This is a genomic window from Stenotrophomonas sp. STEN022, from assembly GCF_056760155.1.
Genome location: NZ_JBRREG010000005.1, coordinates 56,830 through 69,242 on the forward strand (window position 1 = coordinate 56,830; position 12,413 = coordinate 69,242).

The 12,413-nt window shown below is 58.1% G+C and carries 7 protein-coding genes; 2 read left to right on the top strand and 5 right to left on the bottom strand.

The features are described from left to right. Positions 1 to 9: 9 nt before the first annotated feature. The 5 genes from ACVOMF_RS02500 to ACVOMF_RS02520 form a co-directional block, all read right to left on the bottom strand. Complete coding sequence (locus ACVOMF_RS02500) at positions 10 to 744, bottom strand: hypothetical protein (protein WP_481507858.1); 735 nt, start codon at positions 742 to 744, stop codon at positions 10 to 12. Between the two features lie 2,402 nt (positions 745 to 3,146). Beyond that, positions 3,147 to 6,050 carry an ATP-binding domain-containing protein gene (locus ACVOMF_RS02505; protein WP_481507859.1) on the bottom strand — a complete coding sequence of 968 codons (2,904 nt, stop codon included), beginning with the start codon at positions 6,048 to 6,050 and terminating at the stop codon, positions 3,147 to 3,149. 1 nt (position 6,051) lies between these two features. Next, positions 6,052 to 6,246 carry a hypothetical protein gene (locus ACVOMF_RS02510; RefSeq protein WP_481507860.1) on the bottom strand — a complete coding sequence of 65 codons (195 nt, stop codon included), beginning with the start codon at positions 6,244 to 6,246 and terminating at the stop codon, positions 6,052 to 6,054. A 576-nt stretch (positions 6,247 to 6,822) separates the two neighbouring features. Then, the gene (locus ACVOMF_RS02515; RefSeq protein ID WP_481507861.1) at positions 6,823 to 7,671 is read right to left on the bottom strand and encodes an HNH endonuclease; all 849 of its coding nucleotides are present in this window, start codon (positions 7,669 to 7,671) and stop codon (positions 6,823 to 6,825) included. A gap of 3 nt (positions 7,672 to 7,674) precedes the next feature. Then, positions 7,675 to 10,959, bottom strand: a complete 3,285-nt coding sequence (locus ACVOMF_RS02520) for a UvrD-helicase domain-containing protein (protein ID WP_481507862.1) — start codon at positions 10,957 to 10,959, stop codon at positions 7,675 to 7,677. 258 nt (positions 10,960 to 11,217) lie between these two features. On the opposite strand from ACVOMF_RS02520, the gene ACVOMF_RS02525 reads away from it, so the two are divergent. Together ACVOMF_RS02525 and ACVOMF_RS02530 are read left to right on the top strand one after the other, a co-directional pair. Further along, positions 11,218 to 11,457 (top strand): zinc-ribbon domain-containing protein, encoded by a 240-nt coding sequence (locus ACVOMF_RS02525; RefSeq protein WP_481507863.1) that lies wholly within the window; start codon positions 11,218 to 11,220, stop codon positions 11,455 to 11,457. Positions 11,458 to 11,493: 36 nt separating this feature from the next. Next, a complete protein-coding gene (locus ACVOMF_RS02530) occupies positions 11,494 to 11,988 on the top strand; it encodes a hypothetical protein (protein WP_481507864.1) in 495 nt (164 codons plus the stop codon). Positions 11,989 to 12,413 lie beyond the last annotated feature (425 nt).

Consider the following 12,413-nt stretch of genomic DNA (forward strand, 5'->3'; position numbering starts at 1 on the left):
AGAAGATGGTTACGTAGTAGGTTGCGCGGGTGGCGTAGGTTGGACGGGCTGAGTTACCCCGTCGGTCTTAGTCGCTGGTGCTTTCGCTTTGTCTTCCTCGTCCTGCAAACGTTTGGCTTCGCGTTCTGCCTCCGTCGCCTCAGCACGCTTCGCCGCTGCACGCTCTCTCGCGAGCGCAGCACGCCCCGCGAGGTCGGGCGCTACAAGCTGCGTCAGTTCGGCATGCACGGGCTGCATAGCGGTGCTCTTTTCTATCAAGTCGCCTACCAGCCGGTCCAATTGTGCAGAGTTAAGTCCACCGTTCGCGTGGAGCTGGCAGAGATAGAAAAGGGTCGTATCAACATAAGCAGTGCGCTCAGTGGAGACTGCGAGAGTAGTAATAGCGTTACTGACAGCTAAAGCACCTTGGGCGAGTGGCTCACCAGTCACTTTTGCGTTGGGGTTGATGAGCGCAGCAGCGGTGTCGTTAATGGCGGCTGAGACCTCGGCGGAGACCGCACCGGCTGTCATAGCCCGCTGCATGCATATCGCAGTCGCATTGATAGCTCCATCTTCGGAGATGGTTCGATGAGGGTAGGCAACTGCAGCTGATACATCGCTATCCCACACGAAGAGGGTGCCGCGCGTGTCCTTGCTGCCCGCTACTCCCAAGGCCGATCGACTCGTCTTGTGAGGATTCAGCTTCTCGCAAGAAGTGCATAGTAAAGCGACCACCAAAAGCGGCAACGTATACGACGTTTTCATGCGATTCCCCCTGGTGTTGCCCGGCGGCAACGGGCACTAATGACCGCTGGTACAAAGCTGGCGGATAGATCACGCGAGCCGGGTACGTCCCTTGAGCGTACTGCCACGGGGTTTGGCCAGCAAGCGGCGGTCTGCTGCTGAATCCAGAGATTGCGGAGTCCTTACTTGAGAAGAACGTTCTTTGGCCCACAAAGGAGCGTGCGTAGATTTTTGTGTGGACGGTGTTTTGGACCGTCCTCGATCTCGCCCGCGGCGGGCAATTCGGGGGGAGGGCGTGTCCGCTCTTGGCCGGAAGCGGACGTCGCCAAGACAGTGGATCAGGGATGTTTGTCGCGGCGAGGGGAGGGCGGCTTCCGACCCAAAGCGGGTATTGTTGCGATCGACGAGCCTACCGCAGGGACCGGTCTTGCGTTCGCTTGTTCGCTGGTCCCAGGCGCCCTAAAATCTAGCTGTAACAAGAGAAAGCCCACCATACGGTGCTTTGTGCGTAAGTCGTGTAACCGGACCCACGGGTCCGCCTATCGGGTAGCTTGACTCGCCATGAGAACAACTTGCAATTTGGTAGCTCTGTTTCTTGGCATCACGCTTGGCGCTTGCGCTGCTGCCGAGCCCCCCCGACCTGTCCTTCTGGACTTACTCCTAAATCGACGGTTCCACCAAGGCTACCGCCCCGGCTGCACAACGAGTTCTCTGGCAAAGCCCAGGTTTCGTTTGTCATCGGCCCTGCGGGTCAGGTGCAATCGCCCGTCATCGTCTCAACGGAGTGGCATCCTGTCGGACGTAGCGCCGGTCAACCCATCGGTTACAACGAGGCTGTTCTTTCTGTCGTTGCCCAATGGCGCTATCCACGCAGACCGAATGCTTGTCGCCACCTGGTTCCGGTGGAGTTTCAGGTGGCGGGGGCTGGCCCCATAGCTGCCAGTTCTAACCATTCATTAGAGTCGATGCCGCCGCGCGGGTCGGTTGAATTCCGGAGTTAGGCCAATGAAGCAAGTGTGCCGCAACCTGATGCTCGCGCTCTTGCCACTCGCTAGTTTTCTTGTGTGGTGGATCGGAATATGGGCATTTGACTACTTTGGATGCCGGGACTCCGGTAACTTCATCGAGCCATGCTTTGCATATGGTCACAACATCCAAGAATGGCTGGGCATTTCACTTTTCTGGGCCCCACTTCTGCTCTTGGTGTCGCTTCCGGTCTGCGGTTGGTTGCTATTCGAAAGCCTTTTACGCGTGTTCCGTCCGAGTGGGTCCTAATGGTTCATTCAAGCCGAAGTCGCTTCGCGAGTCGGCTTAATTCTATAGTTGAACGTCCGTTCCTGGCCGCAGGGTGTCATGCGGCCCAAAGCCGGCGCTCGGCTGCCAACTTAATCCAGTTCGGTTCGAGCTGTAGCATAGATTTTCTCTCTGGTGCAATCGTCAAAGAACTATGCAAATCCTTCCGCTTGATCCCGATAGGCCAGACAGCTGGTCCGAACCTCTGCGGGAGAAGCTGATCGCTTCGCGGCAGTGGTCGGAGCCTTGGTTCAATGAGAGTCCCAGAAGGGCCGGCAACTATGACCAGCTACACGAGTTTTTGACCCCGGAGGTGCGACGTTACGCTCTGCGTGGGTGGCACTGTACGCGACTGCTTGACGCTGAAGTTCAAGATATCCTCAAAGACGGGCTTCAAGTACTGTCTGAGGACTTGCTAATAAAGCGAATTGACGCTGCGCAAGCGGCGGGTGATCTGGCAAATGAGTTGGCAGCTCGGCTGCGAGTTGGCCACCAAGCGGGACACTGGAGTCGCAAGGGACAACTCTGGTTCGGATTCTCGAGTGAATTGCCGGATGAGCAGGCCGTTAGTCCTCTTCTGCGGAGCTGGGGCGGTGAAGCTATGTATTGGGCGCATACAAATGACGGACAAATTGCGCCTGTGTTGCAGAACTTGGGACGGCCCACGGTTATCGACGCTTGGGTGCCAATATCCAGTTTGCGAGCAGTGCAAGTGCTTGTGGATTGGGTTTGCCAAGTGGATCTAAAGACCGCTGGCTTGCTTGAGCGTCCTGGGGTCGTGAATTACGAGGCTTACTCGACAGAGCCTGTTCCGGCGGAGAACATCATTGCAATCGACCAGTATCCTGGAGCGGCCTTTGAGCGCCGTACCCGTTGCCTAGCATGGAGAGAGGCGTTGAAGTAGGCGGCAACCAACTAGCTAGGGGCGGGAAGTGACCATCGCATTAGCCCGAGGTCCGCTTCTGGCCGGTAGCTGCCGGTCAGGTTGGGCCTAGCACTGCGATTGGCTTCGATGATGGTCCGGGGGGCAGATCCTTTTGGCAGCAGGTTTCGAGTTACACAAAAGTCTGCGCACGCTCATTCCCCAGCGCGTTCCTAGAACACTGATGCGATAGAGGTGATAGACATTGTCAGTTCTTGACAGCTGTTGCGCCTAACAGGGCCCGATAGCTGGAAACGACCTTGTCGAGTACGGGATCAAGATTTTTCTGGCGAGATAGCAAAACTAACCGCTGCTTTGCTCGACTGATACCCACATAGAGACGGTTCCGGTCGAGATCATCCGACAGATCGTAGTCATCGAGCATTGGCAGAAGTACAACGTCGAACTCCAAGCCTTTCGTGTTCTCGATGGTCGCAAAGTGCCGAACAAAACGCTTCGACAGATCCACATGGCTGGAAATGTCGGCGTTTATCATCTTCTCGGCCAAGCCGATCTGCAGGCGAGTGAATGTCTCTTCCGCCTTGACGCGTGTGGGGAAAACCACAACTGCGGTTTGACTGCCGCCAAGCTTGGTCAGTTCTTCCAGAATTCGCTGATCGAGATGCGTATCATCAGGACAGATCCCATGAATCGGCAGGGCAATCTCCGATCCCGCGTTCACAGCCGTTTCAACGACGCGTGAATCGATCTCGACATCTCCATACGCCAACGCGCGAAAGCACTCACTGAAAAGCGCAAGCCCGGGTGCATCTGCCTGCCGAAGGTTCAGGCTGAGCTTGACGTGTTCTAGCTTCCCGCGAGGGAGGCATGCTCTGACATCAATGCTAGTACCGTTATGAAGCTTCTGTGCCAAGTCACCGACTACGGTAATCGCACGGTACTCTGGACGAGCCTGTTCCGCCATAAGGAACACTTGTTGCTCAGTGAAGTCCTGCACTTCGTCAATGAATACAGACTGGAAGAAGGGAGGCTCTGACAACTGTGTTGGTGTCGCCCTGTATGACCGCCCAGCGATTTGGAACATACACAGAAGCAGATCAATGTCTGAATTCGTAAGCTTCCGAAGGTGCAGGTTCTGCTTGATTTCTTCAATTACATCCGTGGTTGGAAAGGACGTCGTATGATTTATCAGTCCCGCCTCATACAACCCCCCCATGTCCCGCAACGGTGCGAGCATGCGACGACGAAGCAGAGGGCGCAGCCGGGAATCGATGCTGCGTTTCCCTACAACCTTTTGAGCAGCCGCCGTACGGGCATCAGGCTCGCCATCGTCCAGATCCGGATCCTCATCCACCTCCTCCTTCTTGAGCTGGATTTTTCTCCGGCCCAGGCCCTGTTCCGCCTTCAACGCTACAAGTGTTCCCTCCCTGTTCCGGTACGCCTTCTCGCTCGCAGTTGACAGTAGACGCAGGTACAGGTCGTCTAAACTCGTCACTAGAGCCTTGACGATCCGCCCTTCCGCGTCACGTATGAAAGCCCTGCCATCCGCCAGTTGTTCAGCGACTTCTTTGGTCCACTCAAGGACATTGCCATCGGCATCGACGAACCCAATCCGCTTATCAAACGGACCGTCATCTCCAGTCCAGACCAGTCGCGCACCATGTCGGTCGTAGAGTTCGGCAAGGTCATCGATTAACTGCTGGGCGAGATCGGTTTCCCGGCTACCGATGTACGTTTTTTCATTGAAAAAAAGCCACAGCACATCTTTGCCTAGGATTTCCTTACGGAACTTGGCAAGGCGCTCATGCATCCGGACCACTATCCGGTCAAGCCGGAATTCCGCTCCCTCACTCCGCTCCAACTCGCGAGCAATGCCCTCGATATTAACCGCGTACACGCTCAACGCCTTGTCTGCCACTCGAGCGGCAATTGCAAGATACTTGTCCTCGAACCCCGTGATGACCTCGTCACGGCTCGGTAGTGTTTCCCGCAGTCGTGCAGCCAACTCCCGCCCCATCGCAGCATCTGTAGCTCGCAGCCACGCCATGGTGGTATCCACCGTCGTGGTGCGTTCGTTTATCGATCCCGCCCACGACTTGCTTGGTCCACCACCAGCCAGCCCGCGGTGATCGCGCAAACGTGTCTGCAATTCCTTGTACTCAAGAACGGGCAGATTCGGCAGATCGATGCGCCGACAGGTTTCCTTCAAGTACTGGATTAGCTCCCCCGTACGCACAAAGCCTACACTGCTCTCCTGCGAGAACTGCCCAGCGAATCTACCGTCCCAATAGGCTGCGTCTGCTCCGAGAATGTCCCGGAACTCAGCCTCCGACGTGACGTTGCTGGCGTCGAAGTCGCACAGCATCTTGGAGCGGCCGAGGGCAGCCGAAGTCTTGCCTGAGCCGGCCACGCCTTCGACGAACATTGCACCCAATGGTGAGCGGGTGATGATCTCGTCCTGTTCGCGGGTACGGTTGACATAGAAGGTTTCGTTCAGACCGAAGTAACCGGCAGGAGGGGCTGCGCGAACTTCTGGCTCATCTTCGGACTCATCGATCTCGCTGAGATCGATCATCCCCTCATCTTCTTCATCGGCAACGATGAAGGTAGCTGTTTCAACCTGGGAAGACAGTGTCTTGGCTTCATCCGCTTCCTTCGTCACGTGAAGCGATTTGCTGGGTTGGCGGAGGGACGCCGCCAGATCAGTCACGGTGTCTTTCACCCGATCGCCGAAGACCTGCATTCTGAGGAAGTTGCGGACGTTCTCCTCGAAGTGCACACCATCGAAACGGTCGAAAAGGCGGATCTCGGACACTTTCCATTCGCCCCACAGTGTGCTTTCGCCTCTGTCCCCGGAACGGGCATAACCACACAGGCGGCCAACCGGAGAGTGGGGCGTCGCATAGCCACAGCTATTGGGCGTGATGACTGCAGGTGTCTGGCTGAGACGGAAAGTTTGGCGGCCCATCTTTTCGGTCTCGATCACCACCGTCTTGCCATAAGCACTTCGCCGCAATGAGGTATATGGATGTTGTTGCCCGTCTCGGTAAATCATCTTCTCGGCGTAGTCGATAATGCCATCAAGTGATTCAAGTTCCTCGCGGGAGTAACTTTGCATGGTTCCTCCCGTCGTCTTCAAGCCATCAGCCATATCACAGACTCCGCACGTGATGAATTTTGTGTTGCTGCAGGATAGCGACACGCTTGGTCTTGGCCTCATCGTTGGCTAACGCGCTGTCGCGGAACTCGCAGGTGGCGAATGAGGGAGCGGCGTCGACCACATCACCGCGCAGCTCATCGCAGGTGGCCCAAAGGTGGGCGTATATCTCTGATTTATTGATAGCCATTTGGGTGTTAGATAACTGCGCGGTGAAATTGCTGAATTGGATTCTACATATCGATCGAGCACTAGGGGAATGAGGTGAACCACCACCCCTAAGGAAAAAGACAGGCGCGCGGATCGAAAACGTTGGAAGTCATTGCGTATTATGGAGAAGGTTAATCATTTGGGTGGGCCAGCCCGGGTCCCCGGGGGCTGCGGGTGGCATCCGGGGCGCGTCGGCGGCGCTGACCGACACCAAGAGCGGGGTTTGGGCAGGTGAGCGCAGCAGACGCGGGAAATAGCGCTCCAGTTTTCCAACTGCGGGCATGCCCCGTCCTAACTCGGCCTCGAAAATCGCCTGCAGCGAGGTGTCTAAGATCAATCTATGGTCGATTAAACCCTAGTCCTCAGCGAACACTTGATTGGCCATCACCGGCTCCGTGTCAGGGACGCAAGCCAAGGCCTTTAGGGCTACATGTCGCAAGGCTGGGAGTTGTTCCAGGCATCACCCAAAGGCGGCTGTGCCGGCGTTCTTATCGCATACGGCCAATCTAAGCAGCTGGCGCGGGTGGTGTTTCGTAGCAGCATGGCATCCCTAATTCTAGAGTTGCGACGTAAAGTGGCGCTCGATGCACGCCTTGGCGTGCTCAGCTAAGTGTGCGGGGTTGGGGCGACAGGATGCAGAGGTAGGCAGGTGCAAGGGCTTACCCTGAAACATGGTGTAGTCCGTGGAAAGCAACGAAGGTGCTAAAGCCACGGTATTCTCGGGCGTTATCCACAGCAACCCGCAATCGTAGAGCGTGTGGAGATCGGCCCGCAGTAATAGGCCGTTGTCCACCCGGTTTGTGTGCTGGCCTCTGTAGGGCAGCACGTGCGCTGCCTCCAGTACCTCCACAGCGGAGCACCCGGTGATGGCGCAACGGCCGCCATATGCGTCCAGCAGTCTGGCGCGAAACAACGGTTGGCCCCGGCGCTGGGCCACCGCACGCATTGCCCACAGGCGGGCATCGTGAGTGCTGAGCAAGGGGGGATTGAATGCATAGGCCTGCGCTTCGGCTCCCGCCCTGGTTTGCTCGTCCATTGTTAACGGAATGGCTTGCCACTTCCGCTCACCGATCGGTAGCAAATCCCAATGCCCGTGCTGGCTTGAGTTGAACAGTACATAGCGGGTACGTCGCGGTGGGCCGCTGTCAACCACCTTGAACAACAAGTCGTGAGGGTGGTCTTGATCGCTTCGCCAATCCACGCGTCCATAGTTGTAGTGAACCCGGCTGGCACTGTTCACCGTGAACAACTCCAAGTCGGCGCGGGCATTGCCCAGCGGATCGTTGGGAAACCGCTCTCGGTCCCAAGCTTCTATCTCTGCCAGGGTTGCACTGCCCAGTTCGGTGATCGCCTCGACCGCTCGCCAATATTTCACCCCATCGCGCTTGGTGCGTGGTCGGGCCATGGGTTAGCCTCTTTGTTCCAGAGTGCCATACGGATCCACGGACGCTCGGTATCGGTTTCCGTTGATTTTTTCTAAGGACGCGAAGAAGTGGCGACGCAGAAGAGGATCGCCAGCCAACTGTCCGTAAGCGACTGACAAGAACGCTTCCCGATCTTCCCTTAGCCCATCGAACGACCGCTGGATCGCGACTTCAAATTCTTCGACTGGATGCCTTTGGGGGCGTGTAAAAGCGGGCAGCGGGGTCCCGGCCGGCCGCTGTGGATCGCTGGCTTTGTCGCGGTGGGCTGTAAGAGCACCCGATAGCGATTCGTAGGCCTCTTTGAAGCGCGGATCCTTCAGCTTTTCATCTAGAGAAATCTGGGATCTCGCAAGCTTCAATGCACTCTCAATCGTGCTCTTCTCCGCTGAGATTTGGTGCTTCAGGTCCGACGTTGCGTTCTGCAGGGCGTTGGCGCGGTCAACGCTGCGGCTGATCTCCGCAAGCCCATTGTTGAAGGATTCCAGTATGGAGAAGAGCGTTCGCTTGGAGGGTGCGGGCTGAGAAGTGGGCGCGGGGTGGACTTGGGGGCGAGAGGACACAGCCAGGTTGCTCTCAGGAAGAGGCGTTTGAGCTGCAAGCGGTGAGGGGTCTACGCCGCGCCGCCTCGGCTTGTAGCTGCACACGGGGAAGTTGGAGCAGGCGTGAAACTCCCCGTAGGGGCCGGTTCGCAGGACCAACACACCTTGCTTGCAAGCCGGGCAGTGGGCTTCCTTGACCGCCTTGCCCTCGGTATTGGTGATCTCCAGTACGCCGTCCTCTTGCAGTTCGCGAAGGAACGTTGAGCACTGGCCGCGCGCTGTGAACATGGCTACGTTTCTCCGCGCCCGGGTCAGCGCCACATAGAACAGCCGTCGTTCTTCGCCCAGCGGGAATGTATCTCCCTCGGGCATCGCCAAGGCCAACACAGGGTCGTCAGTGCGGGTATTGGGGAAGCTTCGCCGCTGTGGGGCACTTATCATTTCTGGGAGGATGACGTAGTCCGCTTCGCTGCCCTTCGAGCGATGTATGGTCAAGAACGAAACGTCTACCCACCGGTTGAACCGGATTGGCCTCATGGGCACATACTGCCTATCGCCGTTGTAGCGGCCTAAGACATAAACAGACACCTTGCCGTTGCGGCCTGGCGGGATCGTGCCATCGCGTACGCCCTCGGCCAAATTCATCACGAAGCGGTTGATCGCATCGGCCAACTGTTCCTTGCTGTCTACCTGGAACGCCTGGAGCACAGGGCCTTGCGCCGTGGTGGTCGAATGTACGCGTTTGGCGATCTGCACAGGGTTCTTGGAGACAAACGCGCTAGAGACGTCGCACAAGGCCTGGGGGCAGCGGAACGTTTGCTCCAGCTTGAGCACCTGGCCGTGACCAAACCACTGGCGGAAACTGGTCATCACGGACACGTCTGCACCGGCAAATCGGTTGATTGACTGCCAGTCATCGCCCACGGCGAAAAAGAATCGCCCCTTACCTTGAACTAAGGCGCGGCATAACCGGGCTCTGGCACGCGAGGCGTCCTGGAATTCATCGGCCATCACCAAGTCGTAGGGCGATTCCACGCGTCCGCTTTCCAAGTGGCCGGCGGCGAGGTTGAGCATGTCCTCGAAGTCGATCCCCTCTTCGGCCATCAAGGCTTTGTCCCACGCCTCCATCATCGGGATGGCGATGTCCAAGAACATCTGGTGGCGCAGCTTGAAAGTATCGGTGGGCATTGCGTCTAACCGCCCTTGTAGAGCCGAGGCGCTCAAGCCGTTGCTCTTGGCATGGCTCATGAACGTGCGAATTAACCCAATGAGCTGGACCGAGTCCATGGGCTTCTGGCCCTCTTGGGGAATTTCCCGGTCCGGGTTGGGGTCGAGTACCAGCCCACGGGCGGTCAGCTCGCGCTCCAAACGGCCCAAGTCGTCGCCCTCGCGCAACCCGTGGCTGGTGGTTTCAAACAGCTCGGTGCCTTTCTCCACGTGGAGCTGTCGCTTCCAGATCACGCCCTCCAGGTAACCCTCGAAGCGCGGCGGTGGCACACCGTTTGCGTCCAGCGCGAAGTGCTCGTGGAAAAGATCTAGATCGGGGTAATAGAAATCGGGCTTGTATTGCCGGTGCATTTCGTCGGCGGTGCGGTGTGGGTAGGAGCCCTCGTAGCGGTAATTGACCCCGTTCAAGAAGAGCAGGTTGGCGATCATTACCTCTTCCATGCTCTTCACCCGCTCGCCGCGGTTGGTGACCAGCGCACCCTTCCCCTGAGCGTCCCACACGTCCGACGATTCGGGTTGCCCAAAAGCAGGCAGATCTCGCCCAAAGACAAATCGGAACAGATCCCATCGTTTCGCGAACTCGACGGATCTGTCCTTCAACTCTTCGAGAATTTCGGTGAGCTTGCGCACCCCACCGGCCGCGTCCGTGGCCCAATCGGGAATGTCGGGCCTTTCACCGGTGGCCTTGCCGATGAGCAGCAGGCCCAGCGCGTGAAAGGTGGAGGCCTCCACGGTCACTTCTGCCATGCCCAAGCGCTCAAATGCCTGGGCCGCGCGCTCCTTGAGCTCTTCAGCTGCCCGTTTGTTAAACGCCAGCAGGACGATCCGCTTGGGGGCTACGAATCCTCGGTGGATGGCATAGGCCGCCTTGGCCATCATGGTCGAAGTCTTGCCCGAGCCGGCCGAGGCCACCACCTGCACGCGATTGTCGAAGCACACTACGGCCCTGGCCTGTTCCGTGGTGAGTGGTTTGCTTTCCACACGGTCCAGCAAGTCTTTGCAGGCCGCTAATTCGCGTTCGACGTGGGCGGCGTTGAGCGCGGCCCAGCCGGGGCGGTGGTCGGCTTCCCACGCGGCCAGCGAGCGCTCGATCGCCTGGGTCGCCGGCCCCAACTGCGTCGTCACGCCCGGCTTCTTCAATAGGGACCGGAGGGCGGCAGGGTCAATGGTGGGGCGAGCCGCGAGGATATCCTCCTGCTGCTCGTGGGTGAGCCAGCGACGATGCTGCGAGCAGGCCCGCTCTTGTTCTGCCTTGTGCTCCAGCCACGCGTCGATCGTGCGCTGCTCGCTCTTGAGGAACGCCACGTTCAACGCTTGAACCAAAGCCGCGCCTTGGGCGTTAGGCAACCCATCGGCTTTCACCGTCTGGCCTCGCTCTAGGTGAAGCGTGATGTCGGTCCAGAGCGTGCCGGCCTTGACGCGATAAGTGGTCTCGTCCTCAACGTTGACGCGGTAGATGCGGTCCTCCAGCGACAAGACGAGCTCTACGCCGGCCAGGCGCAAGCGCCAATCCGATGATCCGGTTAAGTGCTGGCCCAGCCACGACGGGGCCCATTCCTTTGCCATTCTTTGTCCCACATTTTCCCTGGAAACGCCGGCTGGGACGCGTCACCGCGCCGACGAGTCCATGGTAATCGCTTGGGCCTTGCGCGAGACGGCCAATCGGGGATGGGGGGGGCTCCCATCTCCGGTTATGATGACTAATATTGAGGGGGAAGTGCCGGGGAAGTTCCTCGGCGAGTTCACAACAGGGGGAATAACTTGGCTCTTGTAAAATGCGCAGAATGCGGTCAGCAGATTAGCGACCGCGCATCATTTTGCCCATCATGCGGAAACCCCGACGTTCGGTTGTCGGAGGCACCTGTGCCGACCAGTCCAGCCCCCGTCCCAGCCGGCCCGATTATGATTAGGCCAGTGCTCGCTGACAAGGGCGCTTCTCCAAGGATCCAGCAGCCGACGGAGGGCTTAGCTGGTCTGCAGTTCAAGCAGACCAAAAGCTAGCGAAACAAATCCCGCAGCATATGGCCGAAACTGGTCTTGGCCGCCATCGTTCTAGGGGCAGGGTATGGGGCATACAAGAATTACCCTGCCATCGTGGCGACTTTGGCGGGAAAACCGTCGGCTTCCAAGATTGAAGACTTGCTAGAGGGACCATTGGCTGGGTCGTTGACAGTAAACGACTACAAGGTGCCGGCGAAATTCGTGGAAATATCTGAAATCCATGTGCGCAACTTGGAAACCTTTGATAAGCGTGGGGACGTCGTCTTCTACCGAGCCACCGGTGATGCAGAGGCGCGTTTGAAGGCGTCAGGCCAAGTGATTGGCAGGGACGTGCAGGATCAGATAGGAACAAATGCACAACGGCTTAATCGCCGTGCTGCGATCGAGGCCGTTTACAGCCGGTTCCAGGCGCATGCAGCCATGGCGGACGTGCCGGAGGGCACGCGGTACCCGTTGAGCTTTGAGGTGGTCGTGCGTGTTGTGGATGGAAACCCGGTACTGGTAGACGGACGAATCACTTCAAACAACTGACGCGTAGGAATTCATGGAAACGGACCTGGAAGCACTTGATTCGCGGCTGGACCAGTTGGAAGCTCGGCTTCCCTCCATCATGGCAACGTCTTCGGGTCCTTCGGAATTCTGGGCCTCCTTCATGAAGGAGGCAGAGTGCATCGAAGCAAGCGCGGGAACCTGCGGGGACCACGTATTCCAGCGGATCCAGGAGATGCTCAAACCTCACGGGATGAGCATCGCATCTGTCGGTTAGAGGGCTGTTTTCCAGTCTCGTGTGGAGGGGCGAGGTTGAGGAATCGGGGAGTAAATAGCCTAGATCCTGTGGACAGCCGAGCGGCCACATTCGGCGGGAAGCGGGTATCGAACGGAGGGAGGGGAGGGCCTCTCGCGCATCCCGCCATAGCCGACTGGATGATTTTCAACCGACACCCGAAGCCGTGGTG